Here is a 16918-nt window from a genome sequence, read left to right on the forward strand (position 1 = left end):
CTTTTCGGCATTGCGCTTCCGGTCTGTGAATGTGGCAATGTGCCGCTGGCGCGAGGCCTCGTGCTGAAGGGCTTCTCGGTACCTGAGTCGATGACGTTCTTGCTTGCCGCGCCGATCATTAATCCGATCACGATCGTTACGACGCATCAGGCTTTCGGATTCGATGACGGCATCCTTGTCGGTCGAATTCTGGGCGGTTTGGCAATCGCCAACATTGTGGGCTGGCTATTCAGCCTGCACCCGCAACCCACTTCTTTGCTCACCGACAGGTTTGCAGCCCAATGTGCCGCAGGTTCTCACGAGCACCGGCAGTCTCGTTCCGAGAAGAGCCTCGATATTTTCATGCGTGAATCAAGCGTCTTGATGCCAGCGGTGTTTATCGGCTCGCTGATCGCGGGTGCGATTCAGGTTGCGGTTCCCCGGGATGTTCTGGTTTCTCTCGGCAGCAACCCGCTGTGGTCGATTCTCGCGATGATGTTGCTCGCCTTCGTGATTTCCGTGTGCTCTAGCGTGGATGCGTTCTTCATTCTTCCTTTTGCGAGCACGTTCATGCCGGGTTCTATCGTGACGTTCCTTGTGTTTGGCCCGATCATCGACATCAAGATGCTGGCGATCATGCGCACAACATTCACGGCTAAGGTGCTCGTGCAACTCTCTCTTGTCGTTGCCCTGATGAGCGCATTGATTGGGTTGGTGATTAACTATGTGGCCTAGCCTCCAACGCTGGTGGGGCGTCATCCTGATCTTGGTTGCGGTGTGCGCCACGGTCTGGCTTGCCGTTACTCAGCAGCTCGTTCTCTATATCCATCCGCGTTATGTCGTGTTCACGGTTGTAATGGCGGTGATCGCACTCGTTCTCGGCGTTCTGAGCGTGACCGTGCGGCCCGCCAATACCGAAGAATCAGAGACACCGCGCGGTTGGTCTCGAATAGTCGGCGGGGTCGCGCTTCTACTTTCTGGGGCTGTTGCGCTCACTCTTGTTGTGGTGCCTCCGGCAACGCTGTCGAGTGCCACAGCTAGCCAACGTGACATCGTCGGTTCCACGGTGGGCAGTGACAGTCAGAACGTTGATGAAGTTGCCAACGCCGATGATGAATTGATTGCGAGTTTCACGGTCGTCGACTGGTCATCGCTGCTTCGTCAGACGAGCGACCCGAGCTTCTATGCCAATAAGACCGCGGATGTTGTGGGCTTCATCACGGCGAGTGACGAGGATCCGAGCAATATCTTCTATCTATCGAGGTTTACTGTCACGTGCTGCGCTGTTGACGCGCAACCCACAGGAGTCGCGGTGTACGCGCCTGATTGGCAAAACGAGTTTGAGGTTGATTCGTGGGTAGAGGTCACGGGTTCGTTCGAAACCAACCCGAGTTCGCGCAGTGATCTGCCGCTTGTTCTTGTTCCTGAGACGATGACTGCAGTGGAGCGGCCAAGTGAGCCATATCTCTATTAGTCCGCCACCAGTAGAGGCTCGCAGTTCGCGTTCGTTCCGTCGCACTTTCGGCTGGACTGTTGCGGCGCTGCTTGTGCTCTGCGGGGTTTTTCTCGCCTTGGGGTACCTTCAGGGGCCCAAGCTTTCGAGTGCGCAGGTCGATGCGGATGCCGTTGTAACGTCGACTGACCAGACGTTGCGACTGTTTGTGAATCAGTCGATCGCGCCGGTCGACTCTGCGGCGGTGAGCGTGGAGCCCGCTGCTGAAGCGACGGCGTCGAGCGATGGCGATCTTGTCTCGGTGCAATTTGAGCAGCCGCTTGACTACAACACGGATTACACGGTGACAGTGGAGGGCGTTGTGAGCCCTTCGGGCGGGCCCGAGACGACGCTGAGCTATTCATTCACGACAGGGGAGCCTGAGCTCTACTACCTTGATCGCGGCGTGCCGAACGACGAGATCATTCGAACGGGCATGTCATCACAAGAACGTTCAGTGGTGTTTGCGGGCGAAGGCATCCAAGAGTTTGTTCCCGTTGGAGATGTTGTGGCGTTCGCTACAGCAGCAGCCGATCGCACGGGAACGCTCATGCTGGCCAATCCGGATACCGGGGTGAGCGAACAAGTGCTGCTGCCTGAAGTGGGCGAGGTCGCTGATCTCGATGCCACGCGCTCGGGGGCGCTGTTGGGCTTCACGATCTCGAGTGACGATCCGGGGCCGATCGCGGCGATTTCTCACACGCTTTACACCGTTGATCTCGATCGCGGTCGTGATGTCGTTGCCGTCACTGGACTAGACGGCGAGCCGATGCGTGTTGTGGGTTGGCAATTCGTGCCTGGCTCGACAACGATTGTCGCGATTACCACTGAGAGCACTCTGGTGAGGGTCGACACGACTACAGGTTTGGTGGTGCCCCTTGGCGGCTACTTTGAGTTCGATCGTGTTTCTGCAGACGGATCAAGGGTGGTCGTGAATGACACGCGAGGAAGCGCCGCGGTAACGCTGTCGGATGGCACGGAAGTTCGCTTGCATCCATCTCGTATCAACGGTGAACAGCCATTCATCGGACAGACCGATGCGGATGCCGCAGGAAATCTAGTGGCGAAGATGGTTCTGGTGGGGGAGAGCGGTGCTTCGTTCAGCAGCATTCTTGCTTTTGACGATGGCGATGAGTCGCGCATCCTCTACCAAACGGTAGACGACAAGGGTGCCATTCTTGATTTTCGGGTCTCGCCGAACAACCAGTTTGTTGCGGTCGAGGTGCAACCGAATGTGTCGGAATTCGACTCTGACGAATACGTCATGAACCCGAGGCCGCAGAGCGTCACTACTTATCTGGTAGAGATCGCCACTGGCGCTGTCACGCGCAGCATGGAGGGTTTTGAGGCAGTTTGGCGTTAGAACGATCCACTCGGCGCCGCCTCATCTGCGGGTCGATAGAGATAGCACGCGGGGCTAGTGCTGAGGGCGATCCCTTTGTGCAATACGGAGGCCGCTGGCTTCGAGGCGACGAACGAACTCTCGAACCCCGACAGGCTCTGCGCCGAGCGCTACCAGCTCGTTCCACATTCGAGCCGGAACGTCGTAGTGGTCGAGGTCGAAGCCTCGGCGAGGAATACCGGCACGCTGGGCAAACTCGTGGAGTTCGTCGAGTGATGTGTCGCTGACGATGTGTGCCCACACGGTATCGTGCGCGGGCCACATCGGCTGGTCAATCAACACGGTCATGTCTTGAGCCTAATTGACGGCAAATCAGGAGGCTGAGGTTTTGACCCGGTGCACGTTAGCGGCGTACTATTGAACCCGCTGCACCCGAGTTGTGGTTTCGATCTCCGAGATCGTTACCAATGTTGGTGTACACGTTCTCGTTTTCGTCGGGTCAAGATCATGATTGATTCAGTCGAAAGCTACCGCAGCGTGTCGTTTGACCGGGAGTGCCCACGTCGAGTATCGTTGATCCTTGGCGTGTGCTGGGCAAAGCCCGCAGAGATCGCCACAAGCTTCAGTAGTTCTAGCTATTCAATCGTTAAGTAAGGGTCAAAAGTGGTTTACGCAGTTGTGCGCGCCGGTGGGCGGCAGGAGAAGGTAGAGGTCGGCACGATTGTCGTTCTCGACCGCATCGCAGCCGACAAGAACGGCAATGTTGAGCTCGCTCCAGTTCTGTTCGTTGACGGCGACAAGATCACTCACGACGCTAAGGCGCTTGAGAAGATCAAGGTTGTCGCTGAGGTATTGAACGACGAGCGCGGTCCCAAGATCGTTATCCAGAAGTTCAAGAACAAGACCGGCTACAAGGTTCGCCAGGGTCACCGTCAAGAACTGACCCGCATCAAGATCACCAGCATCAAGTAACTGCTGACGGACGTAAAGGACTTCTAGACAGATGGCACATAAAAAGGGCGCAAGCTCCACCCGTAACGGTCGTGACTCCAACGCGCAGCGCCTCGGCGTAAAGCGCTTCGGCGGCCAAGAGGTTCTCGCCGGCGAGATCATCGTTCGCCAGCGCGGCACCCACTTCCACCCCGGCGTTAACGTCGGTCGTGGCGGCGACGACACCCTGTTCGCTCTCGCAGCGGGCGCAGTTCAGTTCGGTGCAAAGGGCGGCCGCAAGGTCGTCAACATCGTTTCCGCGTAACTTTCCGCGACATAAACTCCGCGTTTCCTGCAGGCAGGCAACGTAAAAGCGAAGAGCGAGCTTCGGCTCGCTCTCGCCATTTAAGATCGCAGTACAAGATTTTCAGTAGCTCACGAGAACAGGAGGAACCATCGTGGCATCGTTCGTCGATCAGGTAACTCTTCACCTCGTGGCAGGCCACGGTGGCAATGGTTGTGTGTCAGTCAAGCGCGAGAAGTTCAAGCCTCTCGCTGGACCTGACGGCGGCAAGGGCGGCGACGGTGGCGACATCGTCCTCGTCAGTGACCCACAGGTGACAACCCTCCTCAACTACCATCGTTCACCGCACCGCAAGTCGCAGCACGGTCAGCCCGGTCAGGGTGACCTCAAGGCAGGCACCGCGGGCGCTGAACTGATTCTTCCTGTTCCGGTAGGCACCGTTGTTCGTGACGGTGATGGCGAAGTGCTCATTGACATGGATGCGCCGGGAATGCGACTTGTCGTTGCTCCCGGAGGCCAAGGTGGCCTCGGTAACGCCGCTCTGTCATCCACCAAGCGCAAGGCGCCTGGATTCGCTCTGCTCGGAACTCCCGGTTTTCAAGGTGACATTTTCCTTGAACTCAAGACCGTGGCCGACGTGGCTCTTGTTGGCTACCCGTCAGCGGGCAAGTCCAGCCTCATTGCTGCGATGAGCGCAGCGAAGCCTAAGATTGCCGACTATCCCTTCACAACCCTTCACCCGAACCTCGGTGTCGTGGAGTCTGGGGAGATCCGGTACACGATCGCTGACGTTCCTGGGCTTATTGAGGGCGCTAGCGAGGGCAAGGGGCTCGGCCTCGAGTTCTTGCGTCACGTTGAGCGTTGCACGGCTCTCCTGCACGTTCTTGACTGCGCCACGCTCGAGCCTGGCCGTGATCCGATTAGCGACCTCGACATTATTCTGGGGGAGCTCGCAGCGTATCCCGTGCCTGAAGGCCAAAAGCCGCTTCTTGAGCGTGAGCAAATCATCGCGCTCAACAAGGTAGACGTTCCTGATGGAAACGATCTCGCTAACCTCGTGAAGGCTGAGCTCGAAGAACGCGGCTACCGCGTGTTCGAAGTTTCTGCCGTATCGCGTCACGGTCTGCGGGAGCTTTCCTTCGCTCTTGCCGCTCTCGTCGTTGCCGAGCGTGAAGCTCAGAACTCCGAGCCGGTCAAGGAACGCATCGTTCTCCGCCCGCGCGCGGTGAACGCCAAGGACTTTGTTGTCAAGGTTGAGGGTGGCACCTACGGCAATGTGTATCGCGTTGTCGGAGAAAAGCCCGAACGCTGGGTTGCTCAAACCGATTTCGTCAACGAAGAAGCCGTGGGCTACTTGGCTGATCGCCTTGCTCGCCTCGGTGTGGAAGATGAACTCTTCAAGTCGGGTGCTGTGCCTGGCTCGACCGTCATTATCGGTGCTGGCGGAGGCGTTGTCTTCGACTGGGAGCCCACACTTTCTTCGGCGGCCGAATTGATCGTTGCCCCGCGTGGTACTGACCCTCGACTCGATGACAACCCGCGTGAAACTAACCGCAGTCGTCGCCGCAACTACCTCGAGCGCATGGATGCAAAGGCTGCAGCCCGCGCTGAGCTCGAATCAGAGCGCGAAGCCGGCGTGTGGCGCGACGACGAAGGTTTCGCTATTCAACGCGACGATGAGACAGAGGATCGTGACTAACAAGCCCACCGTGCGTGCCGAGATTCCTCGTGCGCGCCGCATCGTTGTCAAAGTCGGCTCATCGTCGGTGAGCGGTGCCAACGTGGGGCAGATCGGGGCGCTTGTCGATGCTTTGGTCTCGGCCCATGCGGCTGGTTCTGAAGTCATCCTTGTGTCCTCCGGTGCAATTGCGACGGGCATCCCCTTCCTCAAGCTCGATAGCCGTCCGACCGACTTGGCGACTCAGCAGGCCGCGGCTGCCGTGGGCCAAAATGTGCTCATCTATCGCTATCAAGAGAGTTTTGACCGCTACGGCGTGGTCGCAGCCCAGATTCTGCTGACGGCGGGGGACATGGAAAACCCCACCCACCACAGCAACGCGCAACGTGCCCTAGAACGGTTGTTGGGGCTCAAGATCTTGCCCATCGTCAATGAAAATGACACGGTGGCGACTCACGAGATCCGATTCGGCGACAACGATCGTCTCGCAGCCCTCGTTTCGGTTCTTGTCCGAGCGGATGTGCTTGTGTTGCTCTCAGACATCGACGCGCTGTATACGAAACCGCCGTCTGAACCGGGTGCCGAGCGAATTGCCTACGTTCCGTTCAGCAACGACCTCAGCGATGTCACTTTTGGAGACATCGGTGCGGCCGGCGTGGGAACCGGGGGAGCGGGCACCAAAGTTGCGGCCGCGAAGCACGCTGCTGCGGCCGGAATTCCGGTTCTTCTCGCCGAAACAGGAAGCGTCGCTGCAGCGCTTTCAGGCGAAGAAATCGGCACCTGGTTCGAAGCCGATTCTTCCGCTCTGTAACGTTCTCTCGCGTCGGCTCGGCGCCGCTACACTCTGACTATGGTTGATTCGGCAGTTACCGCACTCTCTATTGACGACAAGTTGCACGCTGCGCGTGCGGCGTCACGCAGCCTTGCGACCGCCACTACAGTGCAGAAAAATGCTGCCCTCGAGGCCATCGCGGCAGGAGTGCTTGCTCACGCTGAACGAATTGTTGAAGCGAACGCGCTCGATCTGCAGCGTGGCCAAGACAACGGGATGACGGTTGGTCTTCAAGACCGTTTGCGTCTCACCCCCGAAAGAATCGCGCAGCTCGCTGAGGCTGTCGCGGAGATCGTGGAACTCGCCGACCCTGTCGGCACCGTCGTGAGGGGTTCGGTGCTGCCGAACGGTCTTTCCGTTGCGCAGACCAGAGTTCCTTTCGGTGTGATTGGCGCAATCTATGAAGCGCGCCCGAACGTCACGATCGATATTGCTGCTCTCGCCCTCAAGAGCGGCAATGCGGTGGTCTTGCGCGGAGGCTCTGCCGCAGAAGACTCCAACCGTGTGCTTGTTGAGGTGATTCAGTCGGCACTTTCCAGCGTCGGAATCGACCCTGCTGCAGTGCAGACCGTGGATGAATTTGGTCGAGAGGGCGCGAAGGCGCTCATGCAGGCCCGCGGTTTTGTTGACGTGCTTATCCCGCGCGGCAGTGCCCAACTCATCCAGACCGTCGTGAATGAATCCACGGTTCCCGTGATTGAGACAGGTGCGGGCATTGTTCATATCTTCTTAGATGAGTCCGCTGACGAAGCGACCGCTGTCGAGATTGTGCACAACGCCAAAGTGCAACGCCCCAGTGTGTGTAACGCCCTCGAGACTTTGCTCGTGCACGAAAGCGCCGCTGAGCGTTTGATCCCGGCGGTCTTAGCTCGTCTGGCCGATTCAGGGGTGACTATCCACGCCGATGAACGAACGCGTGAGCTCTTCCCGGCCGCTGAACCAGCGTCAGATGACGCGTGGTCGATTGAGCACTTGAGTTTGGATGTCGCGGTGAGGGTCGTTCCTGACCTTGATGCTGCCATCCACCACATTGACACTTACTCGACGAAGCACACTGAGTCGATCATCACGAACGACTTGGCGAATGCCGATCGTTTCTTGGCTGAGGTCGATTCGGCGGTCGTGATGGTGAACGCGTCAACCCGATTTACGGATGGCGCGGAGTTTGGTTTTGGCGCTGAAGTGGGCATCTCCACTCAGAAGCTCCATGCGCGCGGCCCGATGGGTTTGCCAGAACTGACCAGCACAAAGTGGGTTGTGCGCGGAAGCGGTCAGGTGCGCGGGTAGACTGTTATCGGTTTTGTGAATGGAGATCTGATGTCGATTTTTTTGAACGTTCTTGCGTCGAGCGAAGAGCTCGCACCTCTCGTGTTGCCGGTGTACGCTTTTCCGATTATCGCAGCAGTCGTCTTTACGACGCTTGCGTTCGTCACATGGAGCTTCCGTGACGTTGCCAACCGTCAAGACCCGAAGCCTGCCAAGGCTGGCGACGCCCACGGCGCAGGCCACTAAGGCTTCTTTATGACCGCCGAAACGGCGCCGCGGCGCGCACGCATCGGCATCATGGGTGGCACGTTCGATCCCATCCATAATGGTCACCTTGTGGCGGCCAGCGAGGCCCAGATCCAGTTCAATCTCGATGAGGTTGTATTCGTTCCCACCGGCAAACCGTGGATGAAAGATACCGTCACGCTGGGGGAGCACCGTTACCTGATGACGGTAATCGCGACAGCCGCGAACCCGGGATTCAACGTCAGCCGCGTCGACCTTGAGCGCGAAGGCGCCACATACACAATCGACACCCTTCGTGACATGCGCAAGGCCTACCCTGATGCCGACCTTTTCTTCATCACCGGTGCGGATGCCGTGGCCCAAATCATGGAGTGGAAAGACGTCGCCGAGGTTTGGACTCTTGCCCATTTCATAGCAGTTTCACGGCCAGGACATGCCTTAACCATTAGCGGATTACCGGAGCAAGGCGTAAGCTCGCTAGAAGTGCCGGCGCTTGCGATCTCATCCACCGATTGCCGAAACAGGGTCAGTCGGGGTTACCCGGTCTGGTATCTGGTTCCGGATGGTGTCGTGCAGTACATCGCCAAGCACCACTTGTATCGGAGTTCTTAATGACCACTTTTAACGATCCGCCGCCGCAGTCGCGCCGTGCGGCGCGTCAGAGTGAGCGCGAGCACACGTCAGACGAGCAGCCTGCGACAGAAGGATTCACTACCTTCCCCGCGAACGCAGAGAACGAGCAGAGCTCGGCTGCTGACGACCGTAATTCTTCCGCATTTGTTGTGCCCAATGCTGAAGCGGCAGAGACAGGTTCAGAGTCACGTAGCGCTGAGCCCACTGTGACGCGACCCAGCGCGAACGCTGGCTCCGAGCAGCCGATGACGCGTCGGGAATTGCGTGAGATGCGTGCGCGAGAAGAAGCGGCGAGTCGTGGAGTTGAAGTCTCCGAAGAACGCGCTGAAGAGGCCCCCGCGGCCGCGAGTGCTCTGCCCAAGCCGGCGAAAACTGTTGATGAGCTGTCTTTCGCTCCTGACGCACAGCTTTACGTCGAGCCACCGGCTCTCGTCGATCCTCTCGCGGTAGTTCCGGAAGCGGCTTCTGGCTCCGCCCCTCTTGACGCTCTCAGCGCATTCGAGTCGCTTCTCGCGGCTCCCGACTCAAACGCTGCCACTCCACCTGCTTCCGCAGCGCCACGATCACCGCTCGCGGATCTTCCGGCACCGGCCGCGTCTGCTCGGTCTTTCGCTGCAGATCTTCCGGCACCCACTTCCTCGCCGGCCTCCACATCGTCACCAGCGCCCGCACAATTTGAGCGTCCGACAATTGAAGGCCTTCTTGGGCTCGAACCTGAGCCAAGTGAGCCGGAGTCGCCTGCTGCAGACTCCACGTCCGTCGCGTCGTCGGATCAAGGAGCAGACGAGCAGGATTCTGTAGACGCCTCGGATTCGGCCGCGTCAAGTCAAACCACACTGAGCGACGCTCGCGCAGAGTTTGATGAGCTTTCCCGTAAGCGCCTTGATGGAGATATCACTGCGGCTTCAGCCGTGACCGCCAACCCTGAAGCAAGTAATTTTTCTTCTGGACTCTCAGCGGGGCATTGGTCGACTCAAGCCAACGCGGCTGATGAGCCTAACGACGCAATTGTCACCAGGACCATCGGTAGCGGCAGCACCGCGACCAACGCGTTAGTCTTGCCGGCGATTCCGTTCGCGACAGACATCCGCGGTCCGCTCAATTCGAGCGGTGAGCCGATGCTCACGGGGTCGATTGATCTTCCGAGCACGCTTTCGGCTAGTGGTGTGTCCGATCGATTCGACCGTGGCGATATCGATTCGCTTCTGGATCTCAACGACAGCGATATGGTGTCGACAGATTCAGCCCCCGTGCGCGCGGTACGAGCCGTGAGCACTTTTTCCAATCAGTCTGTGACGCAGACGCAGAAGCCGAAGGGCACCCGCGCATTAACGGTGTTGCTCATCTCGGCAGCGTCAATGGCTGTCGTTGTCGCGGGGCTTCTCGTGGCAGCGTTCGCCTTCAACATGTTGTAGATTTAACTGTTTGCCACCAGCTATTTTCCGATTAAGGATCCTGTGACTGCTTCTCCTCGTGCCAACGAGCTACTTTCCATCGTCGCGCACGCCGCTGACTCCAAGCAGGCGACCGACATGGTTGCCCTGGACGTCACCGGACCCATGCCTTACGCCGACATTTTTTTCCTTGCGACCGGTCGCAACGAACGTAACGTTCAGTCAATCGCGTCCGAGATCGAAGAGAAGATGATCGCAGCCGGCGCCAAGCCGCTGCGCCGCGAAGGGCGTGCAGAAGGTCGCTGGATTCTTCTCGACTTCGGTCACGTTGTTGCGCACATCTTCCACGAAGAAGACCGCCTGTACTACTCGCTCGAACGCCTCTGGAGCGACTGCCCGGTGATTCCGATCACTATTGAGCAGCCTGCACGCGACGACGTCGAGAGCGACTCTCTGTAACAAACTTCACACAACGTAACCCAATTTTGTCGGGCTGCGTTGAAGTGATGTGCTTGAGCAAGCCGGGCAGTTAGACCCCGGGGTCACTCATCTCGAGTTACCTTCTCACACTGGGGTTTCATGATCACGCTTAGTTCTGTCACCAAGACTTTTGGCGACGCCGCGAATCCGGTTCGCGCACTCGACGACGTCAGTCTGTCGGTAGCGAGCGGGGAGATCTTCGGCGTTATCGGCCAAAGCGGTGCGGGCAAGAGCACGCTCATCCGTACAGTCAATCTTCTTGAACGACCCGACTCTGGCTTGGTCTCTGTTGGAGACCGCGAACTCACTCGGCTCAACGATCGCGAGCTTCTTCAGGCGCGACGTGAGATCGGGATGGTCTTTCAGCAGTTCAATCTGCTCGACAGCCGCACCGTTCGAGGAAATGTTGAGCTTGCCCTCGAAGTTGTTGGTGTCGATCGCCGCCAGCGCACGACTCGCACCAACGAAATTCTTGAACTTGTCGGGCTTGAGCAGAAAGCTCAGCAATACCCGGCTCAACTTTCTGGCGGCCAGAAGCAGAGGGTGGGCATAGCCCGAGCGCTGGCGTCTCGCCCACGAGTGCTGTTGAGCGATGAAGCAACGAGTGCGCTTGACCCTGAGACGACCGACTCGATACTCCAGTTGCTGCGCAGCATCAATAAGGAACTCGGTCTCACGATTCTTCTGATTACCCACGAAATGGACGTCGTGAAGAGCATCTGCGACTCCGCAGCGCTCATGAGTGGGGGCCGCATTCTCGAGCAGGGCCGTTTGGTCGACTTGCTGACACAGCCAGGCTCGCAGCTTGCTCGTGGGCTCTTCCCTCTTGGGGAACTTCCTGAGGGCAACTCCACCGTGATTGATGTGACCTTTGTCGGGTTGTCGTCTGCGCGTCCTGTCGTGGCCCAATTAGCGCGAACCCATCAGATCGACGTGGGGCTTCTCGGAGCCGCGATGGAGACGATCGGCGGCGCTCAATCGGGTCGCACACGCCTTGAACTGCCCGGAAGCGTTGAGGCGAACGAGGCAGCGATCAATGACCTTCGGGCTCAAGGCCTTGTCGTTGAGATTGTGAGGAGCGGACGATGATCGATTCCACTGCTCCCGGCTTCTGGCCGCAGCTCTTCGAGACGCTCCTTAAGGCCACGGGGGAGACCCTGTACCAAGTGGGCGTCACGATGCTCATTACGCTCGTGCTGGGCCTCGCGCTCGGAACCCTTCTTGTCGTCACCGACCGTGGCGGCATCCTCGAGCGACCGTTCGGCAGCCGGGTCGCCGGGCGCATCATCAACGCCGTGACGCAAACCGTCGTGAACTTGGGCCGCTCTATTCCTTTCATTATTTTGATGATTGCGCTCATCCCTTTCACCCGCCTGCTTCTTGGTTCGGCGTTCGGCGTAACCGCGGCTATCGTGCCGCTGACGGTTGCAGCGATTCCGTTCTATGCACGCATTGTTGAGATCTCGCTGCGCGAAGTGAACGAAGGACTCGTCGAAGCAGGGCACTCGCTGGGCGCGACACGGTGGCAACTGGTGTCAAAAGTAATCATTCCTGAGGCGGTTCCTGGCCTCATCCGTGGCTTTACAACGACAGTGGTGTCGATTGTGAACTACTCGGCAATCGTGGGTGCGATTGGCGGTGGAGGACTGGGCGATGTTGCTATTCGCTACGGTCACCAGCGCTACAGCGTCATCCATATTGTCGCGGTCATCATCGTGTTGGTGGCGATTGTGCAGATCGTTCAAGTGGTCGGCGCGCGCCTGGCCAACCGAATGTCTCACCGCTGACTCTGTCGGCGGCTCACCCCCACGTAGTTCTCTTTTATCCCACCTGTTTCACCCTTCACCAAAGGATTCGTTATGTCACGCTCTAAGTTCTTCTCGCTCTCTACCGTTGCCGCCGCTGGTGTGCTCGCCCTAACGCTGGCCGGATGCTCCGCTCCTGCCGAAGAGGCTGCACCGACCGATGGCACGCTCGGTTCGCTGACCGTCGGTGCGACGGCAACGCCTGCTGGCGAAATCGTTCAGTACGTTATCGACAGCGGACAGGCTGAAGCAGCCGGTCTCGACCTCGAAATCGTGGAGTTCACCGACTACACGACGCCGAACCCCGCTCTGAGCGAGGGCAGCCTCGACGTCAACCTGTTCCAGCACGCGCCGTTCCTTGACCTCTACAACGAGAACACGGGCGACAACCTCGCTGTTGTCGGCCAGGTGTACCTCCCGCCGCTGGCGCTGTACTCCAAGACGGTTGATGAGCTCGCTGACCTGCCCGATGGCGCCAACATTGCGTTGCCGAACGATGCGAGCAACGAGGGCCGTGCCCTTCTGCTGTTGGCGGATGCCGGACTCATCGAGACGACCGACGCACCGTCAACCATTGCCGACATCACCGCTAACCCGAACGACTACAACTTCATTGAGATCGATGCAGCGAGCCTGCCGTCGGCTCTCGATGACCAGGACGCCGCGATCGTGAACTTCAACTACGCTGGCGCCGCTGGCCTCTCGGGTGACCTGCAGCTGGTTACCGAAGGAACCACGAGCTCGTACTACAACATCCTTGCCACGCGTGATGAACTCAAGAGCGACCCCCGCGTGCTCAAGCTCTACGAACTGTTGACCTCTGACGAGACGAAGGCGTACATCAACGACTTCTACAAGGGACTCGTTATCCCCGTCTCCTAGTCGACTCGGGCACATCGCCGTTCGCTGAGGTGAACGTAGGGCGGTCATCATCCACTTGGATGCTGGCCGCCCTTTGTTTTCGAAAAATTTCGCCAAGATTCGGCACTCAATCGCTCAGATGGTGTTGGATGCGCTGAGGGTGTAGTAATCTTGACAAGTTGCGTTTTCCGCAAGAAAACAAAACAGATGGGTCCATGGCGCAGCCCGGTAGCGCACCTGCATGGCATGCAGGGGGTCAGGGGTTCGAATCCCCTTGGATCCACCATCTAGCCCCGCAATCGTCAAGGTTGCGGGGCTTTTTCGTTGTCGGCCGGTGCTGGATGCCGTGCGGCAACTCCCACGGCATCCGCTCAGCCGTTAGCCTGATCGAGAACGATCTGGAGCGCGCAGCGGACCGCAGCCGGGGCCCGAAGCGCAACCATGCGAACGTTGAGACGAATGGACTACTCGCCGATGCACGAAGTCACCTGCCCACACTGTGGCAAAGCGTTCACTATCGATGAGGCAGGCTATGCCGACATCGTCAAGCAGATTCGCGACCGTGAGTTCGAGAGCGAACTGCACGAACGGCTTCAGTCGGCAGAAGCCACCAAGAAGGCCGAGATTGAGCTCGCCGAGGCGAAGGTGGCGCGCGAGCTGCAGGCGGAAGCCTCGAAGAAGGATGCGGCGATCCAAGAACTGAAGTCACAGCTGGATGCCGGCGCCGTTGCCCAGAAGCTCGCTGTCTCCGAAGCGCTCAGCTCTGTGCAGGCCGAGCGCGACGCCCTGGCGAATGAACTCGAGAAGACTCAGCGGGAGCGCCAGGCCGCGGCCGATCTGGCCGAAGCTAAACGGGTTAATGAACTGCAGAAGGCAACCGCCGACAAGGAAGCCGAAATCCAGTCCCTGAAGTCGAAGCTTCAGGCCGCCAGTTCGGAGCAGCAGCTGGCACTTTCGGCGGCGGTAGGCGCTGTGGAGAAGGAACGCGACGGACTCAAAGGCACTCTCGAGCGTGTTGAGCTGGAGATGAAGCTCGTCGAGACGTCAATGAAAGACAAATACGAAACGCAGCTCAAAGATCGCGATGATGCGATTGAGCGACTGCGCGACATGAAGGCACGACTCTCCACCAAGATGATTGGTGAGACGCTCGAGATCCACTGCGAAACGACCTTCAACCAGATCCGGGCAACCGCCTTCCCGCGAGCGTACTTCGAGAAGGACAATGACGCGCGAAGCGGTAGCAAAGGCGACTACATCTTCAAAGAAGCGGATGACTCGGGCACCGAAATCGTGTCGATCATGTTCGAAATGAAGAACGAAGCCGACACAACGGCCACCAAGAAGCGCAACGAGGACTTCTTGAAAGAGCTCGATAAAGACCGCAACGAAAAGGGCTGCGAGTACGCGGTGTTGGTTTCGCTGCTTGAGCCCGAAAGCGAGCTCTATAACTCTGGAATTGTGGATGTTTCGCATCGCTACCCGAAGATGTACGTGGTGCGTCCACAGTTCTTTATTCCGATCATCACGGTACTTCGTAACGCGGCGCTCAACTCGCTCACCTACAAGAACGAGCTCGCGCTAGTGAAAGCGCAGAGTATCGACGTGACGAACTTTGAAGAAGAATTGGATTCCTTCAAGTCGGGCTTCGCGCGAAACTTCGATCTGGCCTCGCGCAAGTTTCAGACCGCGATTGATGAGATCGACAAGTCGATCGATCACCTGCAAAAGACCAAGGATGCCTTGCTCGGCACGAACCGCAACCTGCGTCTCGCCAATGACAAAGCTCAAGACGTGACGATCAAGAAGCTCACGCGAGGGAACCCCACGATGGCGGAGAAATTCGCAGACCTCGACAAGACTGACGGCAACGATTAAGAGTCTAGGGCGGTCAGCAATCGACGCACAGCAGGTTTAGCTCCTGCTAGGCGGTCGTAACTGGCATCGGCGGCTGCGCAGTCTTAGGCTTGCGCACCCGCGCCTTGAACCACGCGGTGTCCGGAACGCGAGCCAGTAGTGGGCCCGCAATGATGGTGATCAGTACGTAGGCGGTAGCGAGCGGTGCGAGCATCGGCTCGACACCGGCACCGACGGCGAGACCGGCGATCACGATCGAGAACTCTCCTCGTGGCGTCAGCACCAGACCGGTACGCCATCGACCCGCAACGGCAATGCCTGCTCGTTTGGCGGCCCGATACCCTGAGAACGTCTTCGTGGCGATCGTGATGACGGCGAGGGCGAGGGCCGGCAGAAGAACGGGAACGATGTCGGCGGGTGACGTGGAGATTCCGAAGAACACGAAGAAGACGGCGGCGAAGAGGTCACGGAGGGGAGTGATGAGTTGAGCCGATTGGTGAGCTACCGGTCCTGAGATCGCAATGCCAACTAGGAAGGCGCCGACAGCCGCGGAGACACTGACGCGCTCGGCAAGCCCCGCAACGAGCATCGTGAGCCCGACAACGCCCAAGAGCAAGGCTTCGGCATTCTTGTCGGGCAGGAGCCGTGACAAGAAACGGCCATGCTTGAGAGCGACGTAGAGGATGACGACGACGACGGCGACAGCAACGGCGACGGTGATGGCACCCTGCATTAACCCAGCGCCGATGACTAGTGCCGAGAGGACAGGCAGGTAGAAGGCCATCGCGAGGTCTTCCATCACCAAAATGGAGAGCACTACGGGCGTTTCGCGGTTACCGAGTCGACCGAGGTCACGCACCACTTTGGCGATAACTCCGGATGATGACACCCAGGTCACGCCGGCGAGAGCGACGACAGCGACAGGTTCCCAGCCGAGCAAGAGGGCGAAGGCTGCGCCGGGAAGCGCGTTGAAAACGCCATCCAAGATTCCGGATACGCGCGATGTCTTGAGGTTCGATACAAGCTCTTCAGCGGAATACTCGAGCCCCAACATGGCGAGCAGCAGGATCACGCCAATTTGAGACCCAATTTCGAAGAACTCTTCGCTCGCCTGAAGCGGAAGAAGACCGCCATGGCCCACGGCGAGACCGGCAAGAAGGTAGAGAGGGATCGCGGAGAAACCGAAACGCGCGGCAACTCTGCCGAGGAGACTCAGAACGAGCAGGAGAGCGCCAACCTCGATGAGTAGCTGCGTCGTCTCATGCATACGCGGCTCTTAGCTGGGGCCGTTATTGATGAGCTTGCTCAGCGCGTCAAGACCCTTGCGAGTGCCCACAGCGACGATCACGTCACCGGACTCATACACAACTTCTGGTCCAGGGGACGCAATGACATCATTGTCACGAGCGATCGCAACGATCGACGCACCCGTGAGAGTGCGGGCTTTCATGTCGCCCATAGGGTGCCCGACAAAGCCGGAACCGCGAGGCAGAGAAATCTCCTCGGTAAAGAGGCCCTCGGCCTTTTCTCCGAGAACAGACAAACGGCTAAGCGTCAGTGACGAACCGAGAACTTCAGCGATAGCGGAAGCTTCGTCGTCGGTCAGCGAAATCGACGCAGCATTCGAATCGGGGTCATCCGCGTTGAAGAAAGCGAGATCGCGCTCGCCCGAACGCAGCGAAACTACGCTGACGCGGCATCCGGAGTCAGTGATGACGTCATTGCGTACACCAAAACCAGGAAGGTCAATTCGTTCGATTCTTACGCCCACAGCTCCAACTTACCAATTCACTAGTGGCCAATAGTCCAGCGAGAATCC

The 16918-nt window shown here is 58.6% G+C and carries 19 protein-coding genes and 1 tRNA gene; 17 read left to right on the forward strand and 3 right to left on the reverse strand.

Annotated features, from left to right (window positions below; genetic code table 11):
* Window positions 1-39: 39 nt before the first annotated feature.
* The 3 genes from AACZ26_RS06590 to AACZ26_RS06600 are packed head-to-tail and all read left to right on the forward strand — an operon-like array spanning window position 40 to window position 2834.
* Window positions 40-714, forward strand: coding sequence for a permease (locus AACZ26_RS06590; protein ID WP_339620105.1), 675 nt, complete (start codon window positions 40-42; stop codon window positions 712-714).
* Window positions 704-1453, forward strand: coding sequence for a TIGR03943 family putative permease subunit (locus AACZ26_RS06595; RefSeq protein WP_339620106.1), 750 nt, complete (start codon window positions 704-706; stop codon window positions 1451-1453). The genes AACZ26_RS06590 and AACZ26_RS06595 overlap by 11 nt, the downstream gene beginning before the upstream one ends.
* Complete coding sequence (locus AACZ26_RS06600; protein ID WP_339620108.1) at window positions 1434-2834, forward strand: Ig-like domain-containing protein; 1401 nt, start codon at window positions 1434-1436, stop codon at window positions 2832-2834. Before AACZ26_RS06595 ends, AACZ26_RS06600 begins: the two co-directional genes overlap by 20 nt.
* A 54-nt stretch (window positions 2835-2888) precedes the next feature.
* On the opposite strand, the gene AACZ26_RS06605 is transcribed toward AACZ26_RS06600, so the two are convergent.
* Window positions 2889-3161: a DUF4031 domain-containing protein gene (locus AACZ26_RS06605; RefSeq protein WP_339620110.1), complete on the reverse strand. Its 273-nt coding sequence runs from the start codon at window positions 3159-3161 to the stop codon at window positions 2889-2891.
* Between the two features lie 315 nt (window positions 3162-3476).
* Between AACZ26_RS06605 and rplU the strand changes: the two genes are divergently transcribed.
* From rplU to AACZ26_RS06675, 14 genes are all read left to right on the forward strand, one after another.
* Window positions 3477-3785 (forward strand): 50S ribosomal protein L21, encoded by a 309-nt coding sequence (gene rplU, locus AACZ26_RS06610; RefSeq protein WP_009772527.1) that lies wholly within the window; start codon window positions 3477-3479, stop codon window positions 3783-3785.
* A gap of 31 nt (window positions 3786-3816) precedes the next feature.
* Window positions 3817-4068: a 50S ribosomal protein L27 gene (rpmA, locus tag AACZ26_RS06615; protein WP_100388745.1), complete on the forward strand. Its 252-nt coding sequence runs from the start codon at window positions 3817-3819 to the stop codon at window positions 4066-4068.
* Between the two features lie 133 nt (window positions 4069-4201).
* A complete protein-coding gene (gene obgE / locus AACZ26_RS06620; RefSeq protein WP_339620113.1) occupies window positions 4202-5746 on the forward strand; it encodes a GTPase ObgE in 1545 nt (514 codons plus the stop codon).
* Window positions 5739-6536 carry a glutamate 5-kinase gene (gene proB, locus AACZ26_RS06625; protein WP_339620114.1) on the forward strand — a complete coding sequence of 266 codons (798 nt, stop codon included), beginning with the start codon at window positions 5739-5741 and terminating at the stop codon, window positions 6534-6536. Before obgE ends, proB begins: the two co-directional genes overlap by 8 nt.
* A 39-nt stretch (window positions 6537-6575) precedes the next feature.
* Complete coding sequence (locus tag AACZ26_RS06630; RefSeq protein WP_339620115.1) at window positions 6576-7844, forward strand: glutamate-5-semialdehyde dehydrogenase; 1269 nt, start codon at window positions 6576-6578, stop codon at window positions 7842-7844.
* Window positions 7845-7874: 30 nt separating this feature from the next.
* Complete coding sequence (locus AACZ26_RS06635) at window positions 7875-8069, forward strand: hypothetical protein (RefSeq protein ID WP_339620116.1); 195 nt, start codon at window positions 7875-7877, stop codon at window positions 8067-8069.
* A 9-nt stretch (window positions 8070-8078) separates the two neighbouring features.
* A complete protein-coding gene (gene nadD / locus AACZ26_RS06640) occupies window positions 8079-8681 on the forward strand; it encodes a nicotinate-nucleotide adenylyltransferase (protein ID WP_339620117.1) in 603 nt (200 codons plus the stop codon).
* Window positions 8681-10117, forward strand: a complete 1437-nt coding sequence (locus tag AACZ26_RS06645) for a hypothetical protein (protein WP_339620118.1) — start codon at window positions 8681-8683, stop codon at window positions 10115-10117. The genes nadD and AACZ26_RS06645 overlap by 1 nt, the downstream gene beginning before the upstream one ends.
* A gap of 42 nt (window positions 10118-10159) precedes the next feature.
* Complete coding sequence (gene rsfS / locus AACZ26_RS06650; RefSeq protein ID WP_339620119.1) at window positions 10160-10555, forward strand: ribosome silencing factor; 396 nt, start codon at window positions 10160-10162, stop codon at window positions 10553-10555.
* Window positions 10556-10675: 120 nt separating this feature from the next.
* Window positions 10676-11665 (forward strand): ATP-binding cassette domain-containing protein, encoded by a 990-nt coding sequence (locus AACZ26_RS06655; RefSeq protein WP_339620120.1) that lies wholly within the window; start codon window positions 10676-10678, stop codon window positions 11663-11665.
* Window positions 11662-12363, forward strand: a complete 702-nt coding sequence (locus AACZ26_RS06660) for a methionine ABC transporter permease (protein ID WP_339620121.1) — start codon at window positions 11662-11664, stop codon at window positions 12361-12363. The genes AACZ26_RS06655 and AACZ26_RS06660 overlap by 4 nt, the downstream gene beginning before the upstream one ends.
* 72 nt (window positions 12364-12435) lie before the next feature.
* Window positions 12436-13263, forward strand: coding sequence for a MetQ/NlpA family ABC transporter substrate-binding protein (locus tag AACZ26_RS06665; protein ID WP_339620122.1), 828 nt, complete (start codon window positions 12436-12438; stop codon window positions 13261-13263).
* A 188-nt stretch (window positions 13264-13451) separates the two neighbouring features.
* Window positions 13452-13528, forward strand: a tRNA-Ala gene (locus AACZ26_RS06670).
* A 155-nt stretch (window positions 13529-13683) separates the two neighbouring features.
* Entirely contained in the window at window positions 13684-15120 is a 1437-nt protein-coding gene (locus AACZ26_RS06675; protein ID WP_339620123.1) for a DUF2130 domain-containing protein, read from the forward strand.
* 46 nt (window positions 15121-15166) lie between these two features.
* Here the strand turns inward: AACZ26_RS06675 and AACZ26_RS06680 are convergent, their stop codons facing one another.
* Window positions 15167-16366, reverse strand: coding sequence for a cation:proton antiporter (locus AACZ26_RS06680; RefSeq protein ID WP_339620124.1), 1200 nt, complete (start codon window positions 16364-16366; stop codon window positions 15167-15169).
* 9 nt (window positions 16367-16375) lie between these two features.
* Window positions 16376-16870, reverse strand: coding sequence for a TrkA C-terminal domain-containing protein (locus AACZ26_RS06685; RefSeq protein ID WP_339620125.1), 495 nt, complete (start codon window positions 16868-16870; stop codon window positions 16376-16378).
* Window positions 16871-16918 lie beyond the last annotated feature (48 nt).

Source organism: uncultured Salinibacterium sp., from assembly GCF_963974405.1.
Classification (GTDB): Bacteria; Actinomycetota; Actinomycetes; order Actinomycetales; family Microbacteriaceae; genus Rhodoglobus.

Excerpts from the sequence above, each read along its gene's own strand:
- AACZ26_RS06595 (WP_339620106.1), top strand. The coding sequence starts at position 704 with ATGTGGCCTAGCCTCCAACGCTGGTGGGGCGTCATCCTGATCTTGGTT.
- AACZ26_RS06605 (WP_339620110.1), bottom strand. The coding sequence starts at position 3,161 with ATGACCGTGTTGATTGACCAGCCGATGTGGCCCGCGCACGATACCGTG.
- rpmA (WP_100388745.1), top strand. The coding sequence starts at position 3,817 with ATGGCACATAAAAAGGGCGCAAGCTCCACCCGTAACGGTCGTGACTCC.
- AACZ26_RS06630 (WP_339620115.1), top strand. The coding sequence starts at position 6,576 with ATGGTTGATTCGGCAGTTACCGCACTCTCTATTGACGACAAGTTGCAC.
- AACZ26_RS06635 (WP_339620116.1), top strand. The coding sequence starts at position 7,875 with ATGTCGATTTTTTTGAACGTTCTTGCGTCGAGCGAAGAGCTCGCACCT.
- nadD (WP_339620117.1), top strand. The coding sequence starts at position 8,079 with ATGACCGCCGAAACGGCGCCGCGGCGCGCACGCATCGGCATCATGGGT.
- AACZ26_RS06645 (WP_339620118.1), top strand. The coding sequence starts at position 8,681 with ATGACCACTTTTAACGATCCGCCGCCGCAGTCGCGCCGTGCGGCGCGT.
- AACZ26_RS06655 (WP_339620120.1), top strand. The coding sequence starts at position 10,676 with ATGATCACGCTTAGTTCTGTCACCAAGACTTTTGGCGACGCCGCGAAT.
- AACZ26_RS06660 (WP_339620121.1), top strand. The coding sequence starts at position 11,662 with ATGATCGATTCCACTGCTCCCGGCTTCTGGCCGCAGCTCTTCGAGACG.
- AACZ26_RS06665 (WP_339620122.1), top strand. The coding sequence starts at position 12,436 with ATGTCACGCTCTAAGTTCTTCTCGCTCTCTACCGTTGCCGCCGCTGGT.
- AACZ26_RS06675 (WP_339620123.1), top strand. The coding sequence starts at position 13,684 with ATGCGAACGTTGAGACGAATGGACTACTCGCCGATGCACGAAGTCACC.
- AACZ26_RS06680 (WP_339620124.1), bottom strand. The coding sequence starts at position 16,366 with ATGCATGAGACGACGCAGCTACTCATCGAGGTTGGCGCTCTCCTGCTC.